Origin of the sequence: Enterobacter cloacae complex sp. P13B, from assembly GCF_014895915.1 — a bacterium.
Taxonomy (GTDB): domain Bacteria; phylum Pseudomonadota; class Gammaproteobacteria; order Enterobacterales; family Enterobacteriaceae; genus Enterobacter; species Enterobacter bugandensis.
On the sequence record NZ_JADBQN010000052.1, the window covers coordinates 1 to 21,145 of the forward strand.

Below are 21,145 nucleotides of genomic sequence, written 5' to 3' on the forward strand. Positions count from 1 at the left end.
ATTGAATGTATTGCGGGTAATTATTATTAAGTATTTCGCCTTTCTATTTTTAATATCATTTAATTTGGCTATGTTATAATTCAGCGCCCATTTGCTAACAGGAAAGGATGATGGAACTCATACAGTGGCAGCAGCGCTTTGAATCCTGGCTTGATGAACATCACGCGACCGACGACACCGCGCACGATATTTCACACTTCCGTCGCGTCTGGCTGACGGCGCAGAAAATCATGGTTCATCACCACGTCGACCCGCTGACGATCCTGACCGCCTGCTATTTTCACGACATCGTTAGCCTGCCGAAAAACCATCCCGAACGCAGCCAGTCGTCGCGTCTGGCTGCCCGCAGAACGCGGGACATTCTGCACCGCGATTTTCCTGACTTCCCGTCCGATCGCTATGCCGCCGTGGAGCACGCCATCGAGGCGCACAGTTTCAGCGCCGGCCTGACGCCGTCCACGATTGAGGCCAAAATTGTCCAGGATGCAGATCGTCTGGAGGCGCTGGGGGCGATTGGCCTGGCGCGCGTGTTTGCCGTGTCAGGCGCGCTGGGCGTACCGCTTTTTAACGCGGACGATCCGTTTGCCGACGCGCGCCCGCTTGATGACCGGGCGTTTGCGCTCGATCATTTTCAGACCAAGCTGCTGCGCTTGCCTGATACAATGCAAACCGACGTCGGGCGCGAGCTCGCGCAGCACAACGCCGATTTTCTGATTCAGTTTATGGCGAAACTCAGTGCCGAATTACAGGGCGACTGCATCGGGCTGGATAGCCAGATTCAACACCGCTTCCGTCGCAGTTTGCGAAAGTGAACTGTGGTAATCTGTTTCCAGTCTTTATTGCCCGGTTAAAAGAATGCAGGAAAATCGATCAGTGACAGAGCCCGCGCCTGAGCAGGCTGAGAAGTCAACGGCAACGGTGCAGGCATTACTGCGCCAGCTGCTGAATATTTATGACGCTAAAACGCTGGCAAACCAGCTGGTGGCGCACGGCGAGAGCCACTGGAGCCCGGCCATCCTTAAGCGACTGCTGACCAGCGATCGGGCAGGGCGCCGCCTGAGCGAAAGCGAGTTTCGTTATCTGCAAGATCTGCTTCCGCGGCCGTCTGCCGCGCACCCGAACTATGCCTTCCGCTTTATCGATCTGTTTGCCGGCATCGGTGGCATCCGGCACGGCTTTGAAGCTATCGGCGGTCAGTGCGTGTTTACCAGCGAGTGGAACAAACATGCGGTACGCACCTATAAAGCGAACTGGTACTGCGATCCGCATGAACATCATTTCAACGCCGATATCCGCGACGTTACCCTGAGCCATAAAAGCGGCGTCACGGATGAACAAGCCGCCGAGCACATTCGCCAGACGATTCCGGCGCATGACGTGCTGCTGGCGGGCTTCCCGTGTCAGCCTTTCTCGCTGGCCGGCGTCTCCAAAAAGAATGCCCTCGGGCGCGCCCACGGTTTTGCCTGCGATACGCAGGGAACGCTGTTTTTCGATGTGGCCCGAATCATTGACGCCCGTCGCCCGGCCATATTCGTGCTGGAAAACGTCAAGAACTTAAAGAGCCACGACGGTGGAAAGACCTTCCGCATTATCATGCAAACGCTGGACGAGCTGGGCTATGACGTGGCTGATTCCGAGGACATGGGCGCGGATGACCCGAAAATTATCGACGGGAAACACTTCCTGCCCCAGCATCGCGAACGCATTGTGCTCGTCGGTTTCCGCCGCGATCTCAATCTGAAGGGGGATTTCACCCTGCGGGATATTCCCTCCTTATACCCCGAGCGTCGTCCAACCATTGCCGACCTGCTGGAGCCGGTGGTCGACGCGAAATTTATCCTTACCCCGATCCTGTGGAAATACCTCTACCGCTATGCCAAAAAGCATCAGGCCAAAGGCAACGGCTTCGGGTTTGGCATGGTGAACCCAAACGATCCGCACAGCGTGACCCGCACGCTGTCCGCTCGCTACTATAAAGACGGCGCGGAAATCCTGATCGACAGAGGCTGGGATAAAGCGCTGGGCGAGAAAGATTTCGACGATCCGCAAAACCAGCGTCACCGTCCGCGGCGACTGACGCCGCGGGAGTGCGCCCGGCTGATGGGCTTTGAAACGCCGCAGGGCTACCGCTTTCGCATTCCGGTTTCGGACACCCAGGCTTACCGTCAGTTTGGCAACTCGGTGGTGGTGCCCGCGTTCGCGGCGGTGGCAAAACTGCTGGCCTCGCGCATCAGACAGGCGGTGGCGCTCCGCCAGGGTGAGGCCGTCAATGGCGGACGTTCACGATAAGGCCACGCGGAGCAAAAACATGCGTGCCATCGGCACGCGTGACACCGCGATAGAAAAGCGTCTGGCCGGGCTTCTGACGCAGGCGGGCTTCGACTTTCGCGTGCAGGATCCCGCACTTGCGGGTCGCCCGGATTTCGTCATTGACGCGTATCGGTGCATTATCTTCACCCACGGCTGTTTCTGGCATCATCACGACTGCTACCTGTTTAAAGTTCCGGCGACGCGCACCGATTTCTGGCTGGAGAAGATTGGCAAGAACGTTGAGCGCGACGCGCGCGATCTCGCCACGCTTGTCGCGCAGGGCTGGCGAGTGCTGATCGTCTGGGAGTGTGCGTTGAGAGGGCGGTTAAAGCTAAACGATGCCGATCTGAGCGAACGGCTGGAAGAGTGGATCTGCGGCGGCGGTGAAACCGCGCAGATCGACACCCAGGGGATCCACGCGCTTACGGTTTCTCCACCTCGCATGGCGTAACCACGGGCTTTGCCGGCAGCAAATATTTGCCTAAGGTCACCAGCACGACGGCAAAAACAATCACCCCTAAAGCTAACCACTCAACCGGAGAGAGCGTTTCACCGCCAAGCCCGGTGCCGAGCAGCACGGCCACGACCGGGTTGACGTAGGCATAGCTGGTGGCAACCGCCGGTGAGACGTTACGGATCAGGAACATATAGGCGTTGATGGCGATGATTGAGCCAAACAGCGCCAGATAGCCTACCGCCAGGAAGCCCGACAACGGCGGCAGGGTAGTCAGCTCCTCTCCCGTCAGGGCTGAGGCCAGCAGCAGCACAATCCCAGCCGCAAGCATCTCTATTGCCCCCGCCATCATGCCGGTCGGCAGCTCGATACGCGAACCGTATACGGAACCAAACGCCCAGCTCATCGAGCCGATAAGGATAATCACTGCGCCCCACGGATTCCCGCTCAGGTTACCGCCGCTGTTAAGCAGAATGATGCCGGCAAGGCCGATGCCAATCCCCAGCCACTCCAGCTTGCGGGTGCGGATGCCGAAAAGGCGGCTGAAGCAGAGGGTAAACAGCGGTACGGTGGCAACGACCACGGCGGCGATCCCTGACGGTACGTTCTGGTGCTCGGCAATGGTCACAAAGCCATTCCCCACCGCCAGCAGCAGCAGGCCTATCAGGGCGGCGTTCAGCATTGGGCGGAGCGGTGGAAGCTTATGCCCGCGCAGCAGCAGGAAGGCCAGCAGCAGCACACCCGCCGAGAGGAAGCGAATGCCCGCCATCATCAGCGGCGGCCAGCTTTCCACGCCGATGCGAATGACAAAATAGGTGGAACCCCAGATGATATACAGCGAAAAAAGTGCCCCGATAAGCGGAAGCAGTTGCCGGAAACGCATAATCCCTCACGACGAAATAAAAAGGTCGCTGATAGTAAACGCGAAAACTATCGCGCTGGCGAGCCCTTTAATTGTGTTGTTGATGTGAATTTTTTGTTGACGAAAGCTGCCTGTTTCCGCGATTGCGCTTTTGCTCCATACTATTCACTTAATTACCAAAAAAAGAAGGATCACCATTTTGGCAGGAAGTAGCTTATTAACATTGCTGGATGATATTGCCACCTTACTGGATGATATTTCCGTGATGGGGAAACTGGCGGCGAAGAAAACCGCAGGGGTGCTGGGGGACGATCTCTCGCTTAACGCCCAACAGGTGAGCGGGGTACGGGCTAACCGTGAGCTGCCGGTGGTGTGGGGCGTGGCAAAAGGCTCGTTTCTGAACAAAGTGATCCTGGTGCCGCTGGCGCTGCTGATTAGCGCATTCATCCCCTGGGCCATCACGCCGCTGCTGATGATTGGCGGGGCATTCTTGTGCTTCGAAGGCGTGGAGAAGGTCCTGCACTCTTTGAGCTCGCGCAAGCAGAAGGATACCCCGGAGGCGCGCCAGCAGCGCCTTGAAGCGCTTGCCGCGCAGGATCCGAAAGTTTTCGAGCGCGATAAAATCAAAGGCGCCATTCGCACCGACTTCATTCTGTCGGCTGAAATTGTCGCCATTACGCTGGGCATCGTCTCCGATGCGCCGCTGCTGAATCAGGTGTTGATCCTCTCTGGGATCGCCATTCTGGTCACGGTGGGCGTTTACGGCCTGGTCGGGCTGATCGTGAAGCTGGATGATATCGGCTACTGGCTGGAGGAGAAATCCAGCGCGGTGGCTAAAGGCATCGGCAAAGGCTTACTGACGCTGGCGCCGTGGCTGATGAAGAGCTTGTCTGTGGTGGGTACCCTGGCGATGTTCCTCGTGGGCGGCGGCATTGTGGTCCACGGCATTGCGCCGCTGCACCATGCCATCGAACATTTCGCCTCGGCGCAGGGGAGCGTGGTGGCAGCGATTCTGCCCACGCTGCTTAATCTGGTGCTGGGCTTTATCGTTGGCGCTATCGTGGTGGCGGCGGTGAAACTGATCGAAAAAATGCGCGGTACGGCGCACTAATTGTTACCCGTCGCAGGGTGCAAAAAGACCATTCCTCGTCTAAATTGAAACAGTTTCACCCTGATACAGGAGGCAGGTATGGTCTTTTTGGTCAGTGATGAAGTTAAGCCTAAGAAGGGCGGCCCGCGCATGATTGTCACCGGGTATTCCAGCGGAATGGTGGAATGTCGGTGGCATGGTGGCTACAGCATTAAGCAGGAAGCCTTTCGTGAAGATGAGCTTCAGCCGGGTGACGGCCAGCGCAAGCACGATCAGGCTTAATCACATAACGCCCGGCTTTGCCGGGCGTTTTTAACTGAAGTACCGGGTGTAAGGCAGTAATCAGGGAGTGTGTGTGCAGCGCGATACCTTTGTTGTAAGACGATCTTTTCTGCAATGGCTGCATAAGCGTAGCAATCCGGGTTTGATTGTTAACCTCTGTTTTATCACTGTTCTGGTATTTTCAACCCTCCTGACCTGGCGTGAAGTGGTGGTCCTCGAAGAGGCGTATATCTCCAGCCAGCGCAACCACCTGGAAACCGTGGCCAGCTCGCTGGACAGGCAGCTGCAGTACAGCGTGGATAAAATGCTGTTATTTCGCCAGAGCATCCGCGATGCGCTACAGACGCCGCTGGCCTTCAATGTTTTGCACGATGCAGTATCGCACTTTAACGCATTACGCATGCGTCCCACCTGGCAGCTCCTCGTTGATAGAAATCGCACACTTCCGATTAACGGCGTCTCGGATGCGTTTGTTGAAAAAACGTCGATTCTGAACCGGGACGCTGAACGCATCAGCAATGAAATTTCAGCCGCGCTTGAGGTGGGTTATCTGCTCAGGCTGGCGACGTCGAGCAGGCATAGTGAATCGCGGGTGATCTACGTTTCACGCGCCGGGTTTTATCTTTCGACGGACACGCTAACAGAGGCGAGCGATATTATCCCCCGCTATTATCACCTGGTCACGCAGTCCTGGTTTACCCAGCAGTCGGAACGTAACAATCGCTCCCGCGCGGTGCGCTGGTTTATCTCCACGCCGTCATCCTGGACCGGTGACGAGCGAACGATCACTGCCAGCGTCCCCATTTATTTCAATCACTACTGGTATGGCGTGGTGGCGATGGATTTCTCACTGAATACGATGCAACGCCTGCTGGCAGAGGCGACGGACGACCGTACGGAGGGGGAGTATCAGCTGTACGACTCCCGGCTCAATATGATTGCCTCCTCTGAAAAGACAGATAAACAGGTGAACCATTTCGATGAACGGGAACTCGCGCAGATAGCGCAGGCGATCGAGCACGATACTGGTGGTGGCATCCGCCTCGGCAGCCGTTTCATTAGCTGGCAGCGGCTCGATCATTTTGATGGCCTGGTTTTGCGTGTCCATACTCTGCAGGAAGGGGTACAGGGCGACTTCGGCAGCATCAGTATCGTACTGGCATTACTGTGGGCGCTCTTTACCGCGATGCTGCTGATTTCGTGGCTGGTGATCCGCCGGATGGTCAGCAATATGTATACGCTGCAGCACTCGCTCAAGTGGCAGGCCTGGCACGACCCGCTAACCCGCCTGAATAATCGCGGCGCGCTGTTCGAACGCGCGAAACTGCTGGCGAAGAAGTGTCATCAACAGTCGTTGCCGTTCTCGGTCATTCAGTTAGACCTCGACCATTTTAAAAGCGTCAACGATCGGTTCGGTCACCAGGCCGGTGATAAGGTGCTTTCCCACTCGGCAGGGCTGATTTCCAGCGCATTGCGTAAAAACGACGTGGCAGGACGCGTGGGCGGGGAAGAGTTTTGTATCGTCCTGCCGGGGCTCGGTCTTGAGGAGGCGAGAGGCGTCGCGGAGCGTATTCGCTGCCGAATCAACAGCAAGGAGATTCTGGTGAAGAAGAGTACGACCCTGCGCATCAGCGCGTCACTCGGCGTCAGCAGCGCCCGGGAAAACGAAAATTACGATTTCGAACAGCTGCAGTCCGTGGCGGATGCCCGGTTATATAAAGCTAAACAGGACGGACGTAACCGGGTTGTCTGGCACGATCATGACAAAAAGTGATCCAGCCCCTCCTTCCAGCCGAGCGGTCCCGCCTGCCGGGTGTGATAAACCCGGCGGGGGTTATCGTCCCGTAACGTAATACCCTGCCGGTTTATCCCCTTAATCACCACCGCGAAGTCCACGCTGTCCAGCAGCGGCGCGTCGTTCGGCCCATCGCCGAGCCCCAGGGTCGTGGGTTCAATATTTTCCCGTTCACGGTACTGCGCGATTAGCCAGTTAGCCGCAACGTCCTTACCGCAGCCGGCATCGAGAATATGCCAGAAACGGGCACCCTGCAGGCATTTCAGCCCGCGTTGCGCCAGCGCCGCTTCAAACCGGGCCATGGCTTCGTCGGAATCACGCCAGATGAGCGTGACGGAGGCGTCATGCTTGCGGGCAAGCACCGCGCGGTAGCGGGTCATCCCCGTCCATTCGCTAATAACGCGGTCGTCCACGTCGTCAAAGGTGGTGAATTTGAAGCCCGCCTGCTGGCGGATTTGCTCAATAAGCGGACGAATCTCCCGGTGCGTCATACCGTTGATGTGGCGCTGACCCATTTCCCAGCGCACGTCAGGCTGAATCACCGCGCCGTTCTCAGCGATAAACGGTAACCCTTCCAGACCCAGATCCTGCTGAATATCCAGCATCTCTGCCGCGCTCTTGCTGCTGCAAAGAATTACCGGCACCTGGTTGTCCTGCAGTTTATCCAGCCACGGCATTGCGGGCTGCCACTCATAGGTATGAATATCCAGCAGCGACCCATCCAGATCGGAAAAAATCAGCAGGGGACCCCGGAGTGAAAGCATAGTAACTCCCGAAAACGAATGAGCCTTAATCTAAGAATATTCCTAAAAAATATCTGGGCTTAAACCGGATTGAGGAGAACCGATCCAGCCAAACCCGCATTCGGCGCATGTTGTTGCTCATAACCAAAACGATTATGTTAAAAATATTATATTCATCGTAAGAATATATGCTTGTCATGCAAAATCGTTGGGGATAGTGTTGTTTGTACATCAGATTTCCTGGTGTAACGAATTTTCAAGTGCTTCTTGCATAAGCAAGTTTTGATCCCGGCCATCCCCATGACCGGGATTTTTTTCGTGCTAACGATTTGCTTCAGACACGCTAAAGTCATGAATATCCAGCTCGAAGGCCTCCGCCAGCTCGCGGTAGGTGTGATAATCCCTCCCGTTAACAATGACGTGGTCCGAACCATCGTCCGTGCGGCGGACTTCTGACTCACTGATCTCATTGATGGCGGCCAGCAGGGCATCGACATCCACCTCGACCTCGCGTTTGATGGTGTCGCTGTACTCTTTATCGGTCTTCATTACGGGGCTCCTCATTAAACCGTGTCCACGGTAAGTATAGACTGTGTATAAAAACGCCATTCACGCCGTGCGGCGATGTGTGTTTTTGCGTTTTGTTCTACACTGGCTCAAAACCAGAGGAGGAATGTATGAAGGTCAACGATCGGGTAACCGTTAAAACGGACGGTGGGCCGCGCCGCCCGGGGGTGGTGCTGGCAATTGAAGAGTTTAGTGAAGGCACAATGTACCTGGTCTCACTGGAAGACTACCCGCTCGGCATCTGGTTTTTTAACGAACTGGGGCATCCGGACGGCATTTTTGTTGAGAAAGCGGAGTAGTACGGCGTCGGGTGGCATTGCGCGTGCCCGACCACGTCCGCAAAAGCAAAAATCTCTGGCCAGGCCAGAGATCAAAGGTAGGGTGCAAAGGGGTTTAAGCCACTAACGCATGTTGACGAAAATCCCGTTCGTCACATTATCGGTCAGACGTACCACGTGATAGATCACTTGCTTATTATGCGTTTTAATTTTCCTTTTAATATTTCCTTTGTGTGACGAAACGGTTTTCGCTTTAATATTCATCTGGTCAGAGATCTGAATAGTTCCTTGTCCAGCCATCCACATTCGCAGCATACTTGATTCAGTCCTGCTTAATGAAAGGGTGGGTAAGTTAACCGCTCCTACATTTTTAACTTCTTTATTCAAATAATCACCCAGAATGTCATCCAGCGACTCGGGTTTAATCGACTTAGAACTGATCAATAAATTTTTACGGACCAACAAATACTCATCGAAATGGATATTCGCGATCGCCATAAAAACAATAAACAGGGTTTTTGGATGCTGATTAATGATTTGCTTAATGTGCTGACTGTTGGCTGGATCGTGAATGAAACAGTCCTCATTAATAAACACCACGCCTGGTTTGAGTTCGTCACAAGCGGCTGCGAGTTCTTCAACGGTGTGTGCATCGTTGATGTCTCTCTTTCTTACCCCTCTGCTTGCCAGGTACCCGGTTAACCCTAGCCGGGTGTAGCTGCATAAATCCATAATGATCGTTGACATGGCATACCCTCACTCAATGCGTAACGATAATTCACCATCTGCCTGAGAGCTCAAAACAGCCATACGGGATGGAAAAAAATAATAAACCTGTGAGCATGACAAAGACTTTCAGGCGGACTCACTATCCCGTAAAGTTACGTATAATTTGCCAGGAATCTTCTTAAAGTAAAGTAAATATTAAGTATTGTGAGGTGGTTAGAAACATTTAAACCGCGTCAGATATATCCTGGAAGATGTTTTTCGCGTTTTATTTTAGGAATATCCTCAGAAAGACAATAGCGATCGTGAGGACTATTATTTACGTGGCAATTCGCTGACAATATCCGCTAACAGATTGAATATCTCGCCGAATAAATGTTCACAGAAGGGGGCGATAAGGGGCATCAGTAATGACATTAATAAAATTCCGACCGTCAAGGTTAGCGGAAAACCAATCACAAACACCGAGAGCTGTGGTGCCATTCTGTTCAGCAAGCCTAATGCCAGGTTGACGGTGAGCAGCAGGGTGATGATCGGCAGAGCCAGCATCAGACCGTTGAGGAAGATCAGCCCCGCCGCGCGGGTCAGCGCGAGGAAGGCATTGCTGTTGACCGGGTTATCACCGATCGGCAGCGTATGGAAAGTATCCACCAGCATGGAGATGAGCCAGAGATGACCGTTGAGCGACAAAAACAGCAGCATGGCGAGCAGATCGATGATGCGCGCCAGCACCGGCATGTTGAGATGGCTTCCGGGATCGACAAACGTGGCGAACGATAGCCCCATCTGCAGGCCAATCAACTCACCTGCCGTGCGCACGGCGGCGAAGGCGAGCTGCATGGTAAAGCCCACGGCGACGCCAATCATCACCTGCTGTAAAGCGACCCATATTGCGTTAGCCGAGAAGATGGGAATATCCACGGGTGGCAGGGAAGGGGCGACGATAATGGTGATGATAATGCCCAGCCCCACCTTAACGCGCTTGGGTATCGATTTCTCGCTAAGAATGGGGGCGGTGGAGATAAGCGCCAGAATGCGCAGCATCGGCCAGAAATAGACGCCGAGCCACTGAACCCACTGGTCGCTGGTGAAGTGCAGCATCGTCAGGTCAGCCGATGATGTACGGCAGATTGGTAAACAGGTTGCGCATATAGTCCAGCAGCAGGTTCAGCATCCACGGTCCGGCCACGATAATCGCCACGAACACGGCGATGATTTTCGGAATGAACGACAGCGTCATTTCGTTAATCTGCGTGGCGGCCTGAAGAATACTGATAATCAGGCCGGTAACCAGCGCGACAAGCAGCAGCGGCGCGGCAACGGCAATGGCGATTTTCATCGCTTCCGTGCCCATCATCATGACCGATTCGGGTGTCATTGCCGTTCCTTAACTGTAAAAACTTTGCGCCAGCGAGCTGACCAGCAGCTGCCAGCCGTCGACCAGCACAAAAAGCATGATCTTAAAGGGCAGGGCAATGGTGGCGGGCGGCACCATCATCATCCCGAGCGCCATCAGGACGCTGGCGATCACCAGGTCGATAATCAGGAACGGAATAAAGATGGTAAAGCCAATCTGGAACGCGGTTTTCAGCTCGCTGGTGACATAGGCCGGCAGCAGAATGCGCATCGGTACCGCTTCCGGGCCCTGCAGCTCGCCGGTGTTGGACAGACGGGCGAAGAGGGCCAGGTCCGCCTCGCGCGTCTGGCGCAGCATAAATTCCCGCAGCGGCTGCGCGCCTTTTTCCAGCGCCTCCTGCATCGAAATTTTGTCTTCGCTGAACGGCTGGTAGGCGTCGGTATAAATCTTATCGATCACCGGCGACATGATGAAAAAGGTCAAAAACAGCGCCAGCCCCAGAAGCACCTGGTTTGGCGGCGCCGAAGGGGTGCCCAGCGCGTTTCGCAGCAGACCAAAAACGATGATGATGCGGGTAAAGCTGGTCATCATCAGCAGAATGGCCGGAATAAAGGTCAGCGAGGTGATGAACACCAGCGTCTGAACCGGGAGCGACCAGCTCTGGCCGCCACCCGCAATCGGCGTGGAGACCAGACCGGGCAGCTGCGCATAAACCGCAGGAGCAAACAGGCCAACGCCCGCAAGCGTCAGGGATAACAAACGGCGCATCAGGTTCTCCCGGAACGCTTAAGCAAACTCTTCATGACGGACTGAAAATCCGCAGGGGCTTGTGCGCGCTCGTCCACCGTGACCGGGGCGGGCGGCAGTTTATGTAATACGTTGATGTTTGAGCCGGTTACGCCCAGAACCAGACGCGCATCTTCCACATCGACGATGACCACGCGTTCGCGCGGCCCAAGCGTCGTGCTGGCGCTGACCTTCAGGCCGCGGGTGCCGGCAGTTTTACCCGCCAGGCCAAAACGCTTTGCCAGCCAGGCGGCGATAAGAATAAAGGCAATAATACCGAACAGCGCCCCGCTCACCTGGAGCAGCGGGGAGCCGGGAACGGCGGAAGGCTGTGATATTGTTGCCTGGGTTTTCATGCTTAACGGCTCAGACGACGCATGCGTTCAGACGGGGTGATGATGTCGGTGATGCGCACGCCGTATTTATCGGCAACCACCACCACTTCACCCTGGGCAATCAGATAACCGTTGATCAGAATATCCAGCGGTTCGCCGGCCAGGCCGTCAAGGGCCACAACTGAACCCTGCGTGAGGCGCAGCAGCTCTTTAATAGTCATCCGGGTGCGTCCCAGTTCAACGGTCAGCTTAACCGGGATGTCCATAATCAGGTCGATGTCCTGCAGCGTGCCGCTGACGTCGCCGCCGCCTAACTGCTGGAATACCGCGTCCGCCGCGCTTTTTGTCGGAGTCGTTTTTTGCTCGTTTAACGCGTCAGCCCACAGATCGTCCAGTGCTCCGCTGTTTTCATCGGACGGATTGTTCATGTCACTCATTTGGGCTGTTCCTCATTCAGCGAATTCAAAATCGGGTTGATCAAGTGCTCAACGCGTAACGCATACTGACCGTTAATCGTGCCGTACTGGCTTGTAAGTACGGGGACACCATCTACGTGGGCAATAATGCGGTCGGGTTTGTCTATCGGCAAAACGTCGCCGGGTTGTAATTTCAGGATCTGGGATAACCGCATCGAAATGTCGGCGAAGTTCGCCACCAGCTCCAGCTGCGAGTGCTGCACCTGGCGCACCAGGTTTTCACGCCAGTTCTGATCTTCGTTGCGTGAGTTCTCCAGCGGCGGGTTAACCAGCAGCTCGCGCAGCGGTTCAATCATGCTGAACGGCAGGCAAATGTTGAACTCACCGGTCAGGTTACCGATCTCCACGTGGAACGGCGTATTGACGACGATATCGTTCGGGGAGGTGGTGATATTGGTAAATTTCACCTGCATCTCAGAACGGACGTACTCCACTTCCAGCGGGTTAATCGCTTTCCACGCGTCGCTGTAGGATTCCAGCGCCAGCTTCAGCATGCGGTTAATGACGCGCTGCTCGGTGTGGGTAAATTCACGACCTTCCACTTTGGTCGGAAAACGCCCGTCGCCGCCGAACAGGTTATCCACCGCGATGAAAACCAGGCTTGGGGAAAACACCACCAGACCGGTGCCGCGCAGCGGCTTCAGATGAATCAGGTTAAGGTTGGTTGGCACCGGCAGGTTGCGGGCAAACTCATGATACGGCTGGATGCGGATCGCACCGACCGTGATATCCGGGCTACGACGCAGCAGGTTAAACAGCCCCATACGGAACTGACGTGCAAAACGTTCGTTAATGATCTCCAGCGCCTGCAGACGTTCACGTACCACGCGACGCTGGGTATTGGGATCGTAAGGACGAATATTATCGTCGCCGGTAAGACCCGGTTGCGGGTCGTCACTCTTATCGCTGTCGCCGTTAAGCAGCGCGTCGATTTCTGCCTGAGAAAGAATACTGTCGCCCATGTCGTTACCGCAGAATAAAGGCTGTGTACAGAACGTCAGTGACTTCCTGCTTAGGTTGACCGTTTACCAGCGGGGTGGCCAGCGTCTGCTTGATGGCGTCGACCAGCTTTTGCTTACCCACGTCGGTAGCCAGCGCGGAGGCGTCCTGACGAGAAAACAGCAGGAGAAGGCGGCTACGCACTTCCGGCAGATAATCGTTCAGGCGCGCGCGGGTTGCTTCGTCCTTCAGGCGCAGCGTAATACCGACATACAGCACGCGATCCGCATCACCGAGGTTAACGGTGAAGGTGTCCAAAGGGAAAAAGACCGGTGCCGGCGGTGGGGCAGGTTCGGCTTTGGCCGCAGCGGTTGAAGGTTCCTGCTGCATACGCCAGTAACTATAGCCCGCGGTAGCGCAGGCGGCGAGCGTGATCAACACCAGCAGCGGGATCCAGATGGAACGCTTGCTTTTTTTGGTGATAGCGGAGTCTGTCATCTGATACGAGCTTCCTGTTTCGGTACAGCTTAATAAGGTGATTATCCCGTGTCCTGCCGTCGTCAAAGCGTGGAAAAGACGGGGATAATCACGCTACCTCTGGCGTTTAGGCGAAGATGTCTACGGCACCGTTACCGCGCGCCGCGGATTGCAGGGCGGCAGGGGTCGGCAGGAGCTCATCGCTCTCTTCATTAAAACCGCCGTGCTGGCCCGGGCGTGAAGCATGGTGCTGCTGGGATGAAGAGTGTTGTTGCCCGGCAAAGCTCTCGCTGCTGACGCTGCTTTGAGAAAGCTGAATGCCGTTTTCCGCCAGCGAGGTTCGCAGGACCGGCAGCGCGGCTTCCAGCGCCGCGCGCACGTGGCTGTGCGCAGAGACCATCTGCAGCTGTGCCTGGTTATCGTCCAGCTTCAGCGAGATTTGCACCTGGCCCAGATCTTCCGGATGCAGGCGCAGCTCCGCCGTCTGCTGGCCCTGCTTAGTGAACAGGGTAATGTGCTGGCTCAGGGACTGCTGCCATTCCTGCGTGCCCAGAGGCTGGCTTAGCACCGGGGCGGTGGCAACGGTTGCGGCAGGCTGGCTGGCCGCATGGCTGGAGATAATCGGCGCCAGGGTAGCGGTCGGCGAAGATGACGAGGAGGCGCTGGCGAAGTCCTGCTTCTCAGCGGCTGCGGCCACGACCGGTGTGGCTGGCGCGTTGGCGGCGAGATCCGGACCGTTGTTCTTCGCCTGGCTCTGATAGGACGCAGAAAGCGGCGCTTTATCATGGCTTCCCGCAGGCGCGTTCAGGGACGGCGGCTGTCCTGCACCGTTTTGCGAAAGCGTTGCTGAACTCAGAGCCGCGGTGGCGTCAACGCCGTCGCTGCCAGCCGCACGAGAGGCGGTCGTCTGCTGGTGCGGCAGCATCGCCATCAGCGCGCTTAGCCCCGCCAGCTCGTCTTCGCTCAGCTCGGTTTTAGCGTCATCTTTACCGTTGGCCGCAGTGAGCGTCTTAAGCGCGTCGCCCTTTGACAGCGGTACCAGCCCGGAGACCAACGTTTCAAGCGGCGCGGACTCCGACGTTTCAACACCATTCAGCGCAGGCTGACGCGAGAGCAGGTCGGCAATTTTGGCCTGCAGAGCGGTATCGCCTTTGGCATCCTGCGCGACCTTCGACAGCTTGCTGCCGGCGGCTTTCAGATCCGCCAGGGTGAGCGGCGCATCGTTGCCCTTGCCCGTTGCATCCGTCAGGGCGCCCGCCAGCAGGGAGAGAAAGTCCTGTGCCCCCTCGGAGCCTTTCCCTGTTTGCATCCCGCCTGACGGGTCGCTGTCGCTCATCAGCAGTTGTTGCAGTGTGATCATTCCGGTTTCCTCATTGATGCGCGCTGGGCAAACTCATCCATTTTCTTCTGATCCAGGCGATTTTCCGCCAGGGTCGAGGCTGCAATCTGCCGATCCTGTAAGGTCTGCCAGGCCTGCAGCCGCTGTTTTTTCTCGCGCCAGAAATTCAGCGCGGTATCGACTTTTTGGGTCCACTGGTTTAGCTGCTGGCGGTGCTGCTCTATCGCCTTCTCCAGCGTCTGGATAAACTGCTGATAGTTAATCCAGCGCTGGCTGCCAATGCCCTGCGTCATATCGGTATTGAGGTTGGTGCGATATTCATGCTGATAGTCGATTAACATCTTCAACTGTTCTTCAGCCTGCTGGCACCCGCGTCGCATTGCGCCAAGCTGCAATGCGGCATCATCAACTTCTTTTTCAGCCAGATCTTTCAGCGTTGATAACGCGCTGTTTTGCGCCATGACCTTCGCCCTCCACCTGTGTTACACCTGCGGGAAAATCAGCTCCAGCGCCTGGATTGAATCTTCCCAGTCGGCACGCTCAAAAATGCCCTGTTGTAAAAACGCCTCCAGCTGCGGCCACAGGCTAATCGCCTTGTCGAGCATCGGGTCGCTGCCTTTGGCATACGCCCCCACGCTGACCAGATCGCGGTTGCGCTGGAAGCTGGAAAGCAGTTGTTTGAAGTTACGCACGCGGGCGTAGTGCTTCTCGGTAATCAATGCCGTCATCGCACGGCTGATGGACGCTTCAATATCAATCGCCGGGTAGTGCCCGGCTTCGGCCAGGCGGCGCGACAGCACGATATGGCCGTCCAGGATCGCGCGCGCGGAGTCGGCAATCGGGTCCTGCTGGTCATCGCCCTCGGTCAGCACCGTATAGAACGCGGTGATGGAGCCGCCGCCGCTGATGCCGTTCCCCGCACGCTCTACCAGCGCCGGAAGTTTGGCGAAGACCGAAGGCGGATAGCCTTTGGTGGCCGGCGGCTCGCCGATGGCCAGCGCAATTTCACGCTGCGCCATCGCGTAGCGGGTGAGGGAGTCCATGATCAGCAGCACGTGCTTGCCGCGGTCACGAAAATCTTCGGCGATACGGGTGGCGTAGGCGGCACCCTGCATACGCAGCAGCGGCGACACGTCCGCCGGCGCGGCGATCACCACCGAGCGGGCGCGGCCTTCCGCACCCAGAATGTTTTCAATAAAGTCTTTTACTTCGCGACCACGCTCGCCGATCAGCCCCACGACGATCACGTCGGCCTGGGTATAGCGCGCCATCATGCCGAGCAGGACGGATTTCCCGACGCCGGAACCGGCGAACAGGCCCATGCGCTGTCCGCGCCCTACGGTGAGCAGGGCGTTAATCGGACGCACGCCGGTATCCAGCACGTGCTCAATAGGGGTACGCTGCAGGGGGTTGAACGGCTGGGTAATCAGCGCGCCGGTTTCGGTGGTGTCCGGCGCGGGCAGGCCATCCAGCGGCTTCCCGCTGCCGTCCAGCACGCGGCCGAGCAGGGCAGGGCCAAGCGGCAGCTGTTTCCCGCTTTGCAGCCCGTCGCCGCTGATGTTTTTCGCGTAAACGCGCGCGCCGGGCAGTATGCCTTCCACCTCTTCAAGCGGCATCAGGAACAGGCGCTGGCCGTTAAACCCGACCACTTCGCTTTCCACTTCACGCGTTTCCTGCCCATCCTGACGCTCAATGACGCAGGTCGCACCCAGGGGAAGCTGCAGGCCGGTGGCCTCCAGTACCAGACCGGTGGCGCGCGTCAGTCGCCCATAACGACGAACAGATGGCAGTTGCGCCATCTTCGTCTCAAAGTTGTCGAGCGTGGTGAGCCAGCGGGTAAGGCGTGCGGTCATCAGACGACTCCCGGTGCCGCCAGGCGACACAGTTCCTGCCAGCGGGTGGCGACGCTGGCATCCAGGTCGCCTTCATCGGCAGAGACTTTGCATCCGCCGTGGTGTAAGGATGGGTCGCCGCGCAGACGCCAGCCGTGCAGGCTAAGCGTTGCGCCAAGGCTCTCTTCAACGCGCTGCAGATCGTCCGGGTGGACGCGCAGCTGCGGTTTGCCGCTGAACAGCGGCTCCTGCTGAAGCAGACCCTGAATTTGTTTGATCAGCGCGGTGTTATCCACCACGGGCGTCTGGCCGATAACCTGACGCGCGGCTTCCAGCGCCATCTGCATCAGTCGCGAGGCGATCACGCTGTCCAGCGCGTCCAGCGTGTGCTGGAACTCGCTGACCAGCTGCTGCATGCGGGCATGGATCGGCGCCTGCTGCTGGCGTGCCTGATCGATGCCGTGCTCTAACCCTTTCGCCAGGCCTTCCTGGTACCCCAGATCGTGCCCCTTCTGGCGGCCTTCGTTCAGACCGGCGTTATAGCCCTGCTCGTGCGCCTGCATTTGTAGCTGCGCCAGCATCTGCGCTTGCTGCTCCTCTTCGCTCAGCTCGGGCTGTTCAACGTCCGCGTCGGGCTCTGCGGGCGAGACCACCGCGGGCGTGAATTCGGCAAGGGGAGGGGCCAGATCGTCCGGCGTCCAGCGCTTCCACGACAGCTCATTAGACATAGGTGTCGTCTCCGCTGCCAATCACCATCTCGCCGGTTTCCGCCAGACGACGAACGATAAGCAGGATGGCTTTCTGTTCGTTTTCCACCTGAGACAGACGCACCGGGCCGCGGTTGGCAAGGTCGTCGCGCAGGATATCGGCCGCACGCTGGGACATGTTGCGCAGGAACTTCTCGCGCAGCGGCTGTTCGGCGCCTTTGAGGGCGATAAGCAGCGACTCGGAGTCCACTTCCTGGAGCAGGCGCTGAATGCTGCGATCGTCCACTTCGACCAGGTTTTCGAACAGGAACATCTCGTCGATGATTTTCTGCGCCAGCTCGCCGTCGAATTCGCGAACCGCCGAAATGACGGCTTCTTCCTGCTGCGTTTTCATCAGGTTGATGATTTCCGCCGCCGTTCTCACGCCGCCCATTTTGCTGCGCTTGAGGTTCTGGCCGTCGAGCAGGTTGTTTAGCACTTCGGTCAGCTCCGCCAGCGCGGCCGGCTGAACGCCGCCGAAGGTCGCGATACGCAGCATCACGTCGTGACGCAGGCGCTCTTCGAACAGGGCCAGAATATCCGCCGCCTGACCGCGTTTGAGGTGAACCAGGATGGTGGCGATAATCTGCGGGTGCTCGTCGCGAATCAGGTCGGCGGCGCTCTGCGGCTCCATAAAGTTGAGCGTTTCGATACCGCTGGCGGTATCGCGGGTTTCCAGAATGTCTTCCAGCAGGCTGGCGGCACGCTCTTCGCCCAGCGCCTTGACCAGCACGGAGCGCAGGTAGTCGTTGGCGTTGACGTTCAGCGCGGCAAACTGTTCGGCTTCCTGTTCAAACTCTGACAGTACTTCGGTCAGCTGTTTGTTGGAGATTTGACGCACGTTGGCCATCGCCGCACTGAGAATTTGCACTTCTCGCTGGGAGAGGTGTTTAAACACCTCTGCCGCGCGATCTTCGCCAATGGTCATCAGCAGGATGACGCTTTTATCGGTGCCCGTAAGCGTATTACTCATGTTCGTTACCCATCCACTGGCGGATGACCAGCGCCACGACGCGCGGATCGTTATCTGACATTTCGCGAATGCGCTGGCTCATCACCTCAGCGCCCATGCGCTGGTTAGCACGACGCTGCTGCATCTGTTCATCTTTGCTGAGGCGAACTTCAACCGCTTCTTCCGTTTCCTGACGCGTATTCATCTGCTCGCGCGCCGCTTTTTCGGCTTCAGCACGGCGCTGGAGCTGAGGACGAACGCCCTTACGCCACAGCAGCCACGCGACAATCAGCACCAGCAGCCAGCGGCCTGCGGACATCAGCTGGTCGATAAACGCCTGCTGTTGCCAGAACGGCAGTTCACCGCCGGTCTCTTCAACCGAGTTAAACGGAGAGTTCACCACGTTGAGGGTATCGCCGCGCTTCTCGGAGTAGCCCATCGCTTCGCGGGTCAGGTTCTCAATCTGCTTCATCTGCTCGGCGGTTAACGGCAACGGTTTGCCGTCCGGCAGGGTTTTGTAGTTCACCACCACCGCAACGGAAAGACGCTGAATATCGCCCACGTTCAGCTTAGTGTGGCGGATCGTCCGGTCCACTTCATAGTTCGTGGTTTCGTTACGGCTGCTGGAGCGCGGACCGGCGTTATTGGTCGTTGAGGTGGTCTGCTGATTATTTTGCTGACCGTTCTGCTGGTTGGCCGGCGGCGTGGAAATCGGCGCCGCGTTTGCCGGTGCTGGCTGGTTAGAGAGGGCGCCCGGCACGCCGCCAGGATAGGCCCCGCCGATCTGTTCGCTGGAGTTGATCTGGCGTGAACGCATGACCGCCTGAGCCGCATCGCCATTCGGGCTGTATTGCTCTTCGGTTTGTTCTTTATTAGAGAAGTCAATCTGCGCGGTCACCTGGGCGTGCACGTTGCTGTTGCCCACCACCGGGCCGAGGATCGCTTCGATGCGGCGCTGGAGACGGCTTTCAACGTCGGCGGCGTATTTCAGCTGCGCGTCGTTCAGGTCACGCCCGGCGGTATTGGATTGCGTCAGCAGGTGTCCGCTTTGATCCACCAGCGTCACGTTACCCGGCGGCAGGCCGGCGACGGCGCTGGAGACGAGATGCGTTACCGCGCTGATTTGCCCTTCGTCCAGCGCGCGGCCGGGCTCGAGGTTCACGGTAACGGAAGCTGAAGGGGATTTCTGTTCCCGAACAAATAAAGAGGGTTTAGGCATTGCCAGGTGCACGCGGGCACTCTTCACCGGGCCTAACGTTTCAATGGTGCGGGCCAGTTCGCCTTCCAGCGCACGCTGATAGTTCACCTGCTCGCTGAACTGGCTGATGCCGAATTTTTCCTGGTCCAGCAGCTCAAAGCCGACCGCGCCGCCCTTTGGCAGGCCCTGCTGTGCCAGGCGCAGACGAAGCTCGTGCACTTTATCCGCCGGTACCTCAAGCGCACCGCCATTATCGGCAAAGCGATACGGGATGTTCATCTGGGTAAGCTGGGTGACGATGGCGCCGCCATCCTGATCGGAAAGGTTGCTGTAGAGCGTGCGGTAATCAGGGCTTTTCGCCCATAAAACCATCGCTACAAGGATCGCAATTGCGGCAGCGCCTGCCACGATCAACGGGATTTTAGGATTCGCGCGAAGGCGGTTCATCCACTCGAGTGATTTATTTTGTGGCGCTGTCGATGCTGTTGCACTCATTGCGCACCTCTTAAATCCTGGTGGTTTACGTTATTCGTGTAGAGAAACAAAACTGACTCCCGGGTCGGCAAACACGACAAAAGTTCCATATTGATGGCCCTGCCATTATTTGACGATTCCGGATTTTCTATGCGTCAAATAACCTGGTTTTTTCACGCTATTTACCGCCATTATCTTATTGACAAGCTGTTAGTCTTGACCGCGTAAAAAACCATCCAGGGGAGAGTCATGGCTATACAGGGCATTGAAGGGGTCATCAGTCAGTTGCAGGCAACGGCGATGACGGCCCGTAATCAGAATGTGGCAGAACAGCAGCCGACCATCAGCTTTGCGGGGCAACTGCATGCCGCTCTTGACCGTATCAGCGATACCCAGACCGCTGCGCGTACGCAGGCGGAGAAGTTCACCCTCGGCGAGCCGGGCGTGGCGCTCAATGATGTGATGACCGATTTGCAAAAAGCCTCGGTTTCCCTGCAGATGGGGATCCAGGTGCGTAACAAGCTGGTGTCGGCGTATCAGGAAGTGATGGGGATGCAGGTTTAAGCCCCCCTCGATCTTCGCTGGCAGCCTCAGCGCTTTAATGCCACAATATTTTTTTCTTCGAATGCAGGAAAGATGATGAAAAAAATAGCAATTGCTGGCGCGCTGCTGGCACTGACCGGGTGCGTTCAGGTCGATAACTATAATGACGTGATCAAGCATCCCGTCCCGGCGAACCTGGCGGGATACTGGCAGTCGAAAGGGCCGCAGAGCAGTCTGGTCAGCCCTGAAGCGATTGCCACACTGGTGGTGACGGAAGAGGGCGATACGCTGGACTGCCGCCAGTGGCAGCGCGTGATTGCCGTACCGGGTAAGATCATGCTGCGTTCAGACAGCTATTACAACGTCACACGCAAGCTGGATATCTATCCGCTGGATCGCGACGGCGCTACGCTTGAATATGACGGGATGGAGCTGCAGAAGGTTGACCGACCAACGGTTGAGTGTGCCGATTACCTGAGCAAGAATCCGCTGGAGAGTAAACTGCCCTAAGGGTAAAAGCAAAACGGCAACCTGGTTGCCGTTTTTGGTGTTTGCGCCCTCTCCCTGTGGGTGTACGGTCCGGG

General features: G+C 57.1%; 25 protein-coding genes and 1 pseudogene. 9 read left to right on the top strand and 17 right to left on the bottom strand.

The window, feature by feature from the left end; genetic code table 11:
- Positions 1-110 precede the first annotated feature (110 nt).
- The 3 genes from IM273_RS20305 to IM273_RS20315 all read left to right on the top strand — a co-directional run bounded on the left by IM273_RS20305 (position 111) and on the right by IM273_RS20315 (position 2,761).
- Positions 111-812 (top strand): phosphohydrolase, encoded by a 702-nt coding sequence (locus IM273_RS20305; RefSeq protein WP_136486887.1) that lies wholly within the window; start codon positions 111-113, stop codon positions 810-812.
- Positions 813-873: 61 nt separating this feature from the next.
- The gene (locus IM273_RS20310; RefSeq protein ID WP_275156243.1) at positions 874-2,289 is read left to right on the top strand and encodes a DNA cytosine methyltransferase; all 1,416 of its coding nucleotides are present in this window, start codon (positions 874-876) and stop codon (positions 2,287-2,289) included.
- Positions 2,270-2,761: a very short patch repair endonuclease gene (locus IM273_RS20315; protein WP_193051819.1), complete on the top strand. Its 492-nt coding sequence runs from the start codon at positions 2,270-2,272 to the stop codon at positions 2,759-2,761. The genes IM273_RS20310 and IM273_RS20315 overlap by 20 nt, the downstream gene beginning before the upstream one ends.
- Here the strand turns inward: IM273_RS20315 and yedA are convergent.
- On the bottom strand, positions 2,733-3,647 hold the full coding sequence (gene yedA / locus IM273_RS20320) for a drug/metabolite exporter YedA (RefSeq protein ID WP_028013712.1): 915 nt from the start codon (positions 3,645-3,647) through the stop codon (positions 2,733-2,735). The two genes, IM273_RS20315 and yedA, sit on opposite strands and share 29 nt — an antisense overlap.
- Positions 3,648-3,822: 175 nt before the next feature.
- Between yedA and IM273_RS20325 the strand changes: the two genes are divergently transcribed.
- The 3 genes from IM273_RS20325 (at position 3,823) to dgcQ (ending at position 6,772) form a co-directional block, all read left to right on the top strand.
- Positions 3,823-4,737, top strand: coding sequence for a DUF808 domain-containing protein (locus IM273_RS20325; protein ID WP_169804339.1), 915 nt, complete (start codon positions 3,823-3,825; stop codon positions 4,735-4,737).
- A 78-nt stretch (positions 4,738-4,815) separates the two neighbouring features.
- Entirely contained in the window at positions 4,816-4,998 is a 183-nt protein-coding gene (locus IM273_RS20330; RefSeq protein ID WP_193051820.1) for a YodC family protein, read from the top strand.
- Positions 4,999-5,071: 73 nt separating this feature from the next.
- Positions 5,072-6,772: a cellulose biosynthesis regulator diguanylate cyclase DgcQ gene (gene dgcQ / locus IM273_RS20335; protein ID WP_193051821.1), complete on the top strand. Its 1,701-nt coding sequence runs from the start codon at positions 5,072-5,074 to the stop codon at positions 6,770-6,772.
- Here the strand turns inward: dgcQ and IM273_RS20340 are convergent.
- Positions 6,757-7,557: a mannosyl-3-phosphoglycerate phosphatase-related protein gene (locus IM273_RS20340; protein WP_193051822.1), complete on the bottom strand. Its 801-nt coding sequence runs from the start codon at positions 7,555-7,557 to the stop codon at positions 6,757-6,759. The genes dgcQ and IM273_RS20340 overlap by 16 nt on opposite strands.
- Positions 7,558-7,857: 300 nt before the next feature.
- A complete protein-coding gene (gene yodD / locus IM273_RS20345) occupies positions 7,858-8,085 on the bottom strand; it encodes a YodD family peroxide/acid resistance protein (protein WP_048959254.1) in 228 nt (75 codons plus the stop codon).
- A 128-nt stretch (positions 8,086-8,213) separates the two neighbouring features.
- On the opposite strand from yodD, the gene dsrB reads away from it, so the two are divergent.
- The gene (gene dsrB, locus IM273_RS20350; RefSeq protein WP_013097741.1) at positions 8,214-8,402 is read left to right on the top strand and encodes a protein DsrB; all 189 of its coding nucleotides are present in this window, start codon (positions 8,214-8,216) and stop codon (positions 8,400-8,402) included.
- Positions 8,403-8,504: 102 nt separating this feature from the next.
- On the opposite strand, the gene rcsA is transcribed toward dsrB, so the two are convergent.
- The 14 genes and pseudogenes from rcsA to fliF all read right to left on the bottom strand — a co-directional run bounded on the left by rcsA (position 8,505) and on the right by fliF (position 20,039).
- Positions 8,505-9,128, bottom strand: coding sequence for a transcriptional regulator RcsA (gene rcsA / locus IM273_RS20355; protein WP_013097740.1), 624 nt, complete (start codon positions 9,126-9,128; stop codon positions 8,505-8,507).
- A 287-nt stretch (positions 9,129-9,415) separates the two neighbouring features.
- Positions 9,416-10,208 (bottom strand): annotated as a pseudogene (gene fliR, locus IM273_RS20360) (flagellar biosynthetic protein FliR); the annotation flags it as partial.
- Between the two features lie 7 nt (positions 10,209-10,215).
- Complete coding sequence (gene fliQ / locus IM273_RS20365; RefSeq protein WP_008500315.1) at positions 10,216-10,485, bottom strand: flagellar biosynthesis protein FliQ; 270 nt, start codon at positions 10,483-10,485, stop codon at positions 10,216-10,218.
- Between the two features lie 9 nt (positions 10,486-10,494).
- Positions 10,495-11,232, bottom strand: a complete 738-nt coding sequence (gene fliP, locus IM273_RS20370) for a flagellar type III secretion system pore protein FliP (protein WP_028013705.1) — start codon at positions 11,230-11,232, stop codon at positions 10,495-10,497.
- Entirely contained in the window at positions 11,232-11,606 is a 375-nt protein-coding gene (fliO, locus tag IM273_RS20375; RefSeq protein ID WP_045260352.1) for a flagellar biosynthetic protein FliO, read from the bottom strand. Before fliO ends, fliP begins: the two co-directional genes overlap by 1 nt.
- A gap of 2 nt (positions 11,607-11,608) precedes the next feature.
- Positions 11,609-12,022 (bottom strand): flagellar motor switch protein FliN, encoded by a 414-nt coding sequence (gene fliN / locus IM273_RS20380; RefSeq protein WP_003859592.1) that lies wholly within the window; start codon positions 12,020-12,022, stop codon positions 11,609-11,611.
- Positions 12,019-13,023, bottom strand: coding sequence for a flagellar motor switch protein FliM (gene fliM / locus IM273_RS20385; RefSeq protein WP_028013703.1), 1,005 nt, complete (start codon positions 13,021-13,023; stop codon positions 12,019-12,021). The genes fliN and fliM overlap by 4 nt, the downstream gene beginning before the upstream one ends.
- Positions 13,024-13,027: 4 nt before the next feature.
- Entirely contained in the window at positions 13,028-13,498 is a 471-nt protein-coding gene (fliL, locus tag IM273_RS20390) for a flagellar basal body-associated protein FliL (protein ID WP_021241388.1), read from the bottom strand.
- Between the two features lie 106 nt (positions 13,499-13,604).
- A complete protein-coding gene (fliK, locus tag IM273_RS20395; RefSeq protein ID WP_193051823.1) occupies positions 13,605-14,837 on the bottom strand; it encodes a flagellar hook length control protein FliK in 1,233 nt (410 codons plus the stop codon).
- Complete coding sequence (gene fliJ / locus IM273_RS20400) at positions 14,834-15,277, bottom strand: flagellar export protein FliJ (RefSeq protein ID WP_006811155.1); 444 nt, start codon at positions 15,275-15,277, stop codon at positions 14,834-14,836. Before fliJ ends, fliK begins: the two co-directional genes overlap by 4 nt.
- Before the next feature lie 21 nt (positions 15,278-15,298).
- On the bottom strand, positions 15,299-16,669 hold the full coding sequence (gene fliI / locus IM273_RS20405) for a flagellar protein export ATPase FliI (protein WP_023330814.1): 1,371 nt from the start codon (positions 16,667-16,669) through the stop codon (positions 15,299-15,301).
- Positions 16,669-17,376 (bottom strand): flagellar assembly protein FliH, encoded by a 708-nt coding sequence (gene fliH / locus IM273_RS20410; protein ID WP_045260350.1) that lies wholly within the window; start codon positions 17,374-17,376, stop codon positions 16,669-16,671. Before fliH ends, fliI begins: the two co-directional genes overlap by 1 nt.
- Positions 17,369-18,367, bottom strand: a complete 999-nt coding sequence (gene fliG, locus IM273_RS20415) for a flagellar motor switch protein FliG (RefSeq protein ID WP_014832476.1) — start codon at positions 18,365-18,367, stop codon at positions 17,369-17,371. The genes fliH and fliG overlap by 8 nt, the downstream gene beginning before the upstream one ends.
- Positions 18,360-20,039 carry a flagellar basal-body MS-ring/collar protein FliF gene (fliF, locus tag IM273_RS20420; protein WP_028013700.1) on the bottom strand — a complete coding sequence of 560 codons (1,680 nt, stop codon included), beginning with the start codon at positions 20,037-20,039 and terminating at the stop codon, positions 18,360-18,362. The genes fliG and fliF overlap by 8 nt, the downstream gene beginning before the upstream one ends.
- A gap of 228 nt (positions 20,040-20,267) precedes the next feature.
- Between fliF and fliE the strand changes: the two genes are divergently transcribed.
- Together fliE and yedD are read left to right on the top strand one after the other, a co-directional pair.
- Positions 20,268-20,582, top strand: coding sequence for a flagellar hook-basal body complex protein FliE (fliE, locus tag IM273_RS20425; RefSeq protein ID WP_013097729.1), 315 nt, complete (start codon positions 20,268-20,270; stop codon positions 20,580-20,582).
- Positions 20,583-20,657: 75 nt separating this feature from the next.
- The gene (gene yedD / locus IM273_RS20430; protein ID WP_045260349.1) at positions 20,658-21,071 is read left to right on the top strand and encodes a lipoprotein YedD; all 414 of its coding nucleotides are present in this window, start codon (positions 20,658-20,660) and stop codon (positions 21,069-21,071) included.
- Positions 21,072-21,145 lie beyond the last annotated feature (74 nt).

What these genes read in the sequence shown, in the direction of transcription:
- yodD (WP_048959254.1), bottom strand. Translation starts at nt 8,085, where the DNA reads ATGAAGACCGATAAAGAGTACAGCGACACCATCAAACGCGAGGTCGAG.
- fliK (WP_193051823.1), bottom strand. Translation starts at nt 14,837, where the DNA reads ATGATCACACTGCAACAACTGCTGATGAGCGACAGCGACCCGTCAGGC.
- fliI (WP_023330814.1), bottom strand. Translation starts at nt 16,669, where the DNA reads ATGACCGCACGCCTTACCCGCTGGCTCACCACGCTCGACAACTTTGAG.
- fliH (WP_045260350.1), bottom strand. Translation starts at nt 17,376, where the DNA reads ATGTCTAATGAGCTGTCGTGGAAGCGCTGGACGCCGGACGATCTGGCC.
- yedA (WP_028013712.1), bottom strand. Translation starts at nt 3,647, where the DNA reads ATGCGTTTCCGGCAACTGCTTCCGCTTATCGGGGCACTTTTTTCGCTG.
- yedD (WP_045260349.1), top strand. Translation starts at nt 20,658, where the DNA reads ATGAAAAAAATAGCAATTGCTGGCGCGCTGCTGGCACTGACCGGGTGC.
- fliQ (WP_008500315.1), bottom strand. Translation starts at nt 10,485, where the DNA reads ATGACACCCGAATCGGTCATGATGATGGGCACGGAAGCGATGAAAATC.
- rcsA (WP_013097740.1), bottom strand. Translation starts at nt 9,128, where the DNA reads ATGTCAACGATCATTATGGATTTATGCAGCTACACCCGGCTAGGGTTA.
- IM273_RS20315 (WP_193051819.1), top strand. Translation starts at nt 2,270, where the DNA reads ATGGCGGACGTTCACGATAAGGCCACGCGGAGCAAAAACATGCGTGCC.
- fliM (WP_028013703.1), bottom strand. Translation starts at nt 13,023, where the DNA reads ATGGGCGACAGTATTCTTTCTCAGGCAGAAATCGACGCGCTGCTTAAC.
- fliO (WP_045260352.1), bottom strand. Translation starts at nt 11,606, where the DNA reads ATGAAAACCCAGGCAACAATATCACAGCCTTCCGCCGTTCCCGGCTCC.
- fliF (WP_028013700.1), bottom strand. Translation starts at nt 20,039, where the DNA reads ATGAGTGCAACAGCATCGACAGCGCCACAAAATAAATCACTCGAGTGG.
- dsrB (WP_013097741.1), top strand. Translation starts at nt 8,214, where the DNA reads ATGAAGGTCAACGATCGGGTAACCGTTAAAACGGACGGTGGGCCGCGC.
- fliL (WP_021241388.1), bottom strand. Translation starts at nt 13,498, where the DNA reads ATGACAGACTCCGCTATCACCAAAAAAAGCAAGCGTTCCATCTGGATC.
- fliP (WP_028013705.1), bottom strand. Translation starts at nt 11,232, where the DNA reads ATGCGCCGTTTGTTATCCCTGACGCTTGCGGGCGTTGGCCTGTTTGCT.
- fliN (WP_003859592.1), bottom strand. Translation starts at nt 12,022, where the DNA reads ATGAGTGACATGAACAATCCGTCCGATGAAAACAGCGGAGCACTGGAC.
- IM273_RS20340 (WP_193051822.1), bottom strand. Translation starts at nt 7,557, where the DNA reads ATGCTTTCACTCCGGGGTCCCCTGCTGATTTTTTCCGATCTGGATGGG.
- fliJ (WP_006811155.1), bottom strand. Translation starts at nt 15,277, where the DNA reads ATGGCGCAAAACAGCGCGTTATCAACGCTGAAAGATCTGGCTGAAAAA.
- IM273_RS20330 (WP_193051820.1), top strand. Translation starts at nt 4,816, where the DNA reads ATGGTCTTTTTGGTCAGTGATGAAGTTAAGCCTAAGAAGGGCGGCCCG.
- fliE (WP_013097729.1), top strand. Translation starts at nt 20,268, where the DNA reads ATGGCTATACAGGGCATTGAAGGGGTCATCAGTCAGTTGCAGGCAACG.
- IM273_RS20305 (WP_136486887.1), top strand. Translation starts at nt 111, where the DNA reads ATGGAACTCATACAGTGGCAGCAGCGCTTTGAATCCTGGCTTGATGAA.
- fliG (WP_014832476.1), bottom strand. Translation starts at nt 18,367, where the DNA reads ATGAGTAATACGCTTACGGGCACCGATAAAAGCGTCATCCTGCTGATG.